Genomic DNA, 219 nt, shown 5'->3' with positions numbered 1-219 from the left:
TACGGCGTTTCACTTCTGAGTTCGGCATGGGGTCAGGTGGGACCACCGCGCTACAGCCGCCAGGCAAATTCTTGTGCTCTGTCCTGTGTCTTTTGGGCTGATACTGCGTTGGCTGCTCTCGTAAAGTCAGTCACATACCTCAGTATGCTCTTTCCTTTCCTTCGCTTGCCGCCTTGTCTCAGCGCAAAATACTTCGGACTCTGAATCAAAGCTGAAAAT

1 rRNA gene is annotated in these 219 nt (G+C 51.6%); it reads right to left on the bottom strand.

The window, feature by feature from the left end:
* Window positions 1-64, bottom strand: a 5S ribosomal RNA gene (gene rrf, locus M8370_RS23735); the annotation flags it as partial.
* Between the last annotated feature and the right edge of the window lie 155 nt (window positions 65-219).

It is taken from the genome of Enterobacter cloacae complex sp. OE43NF (assembly GCF_023544405.1).
Classification (GTDB): Bacteria; Pseudomonadota; Gammaproteobacteria; order Enterobacterales; family Enterobacteriaceae; genus Enterobacter; species Enterobacter cloacae.
Note: the sequence above shows the minus strand (reverse complement) of the source record. Positions and strands in the feature narration are given on the sequence as shown.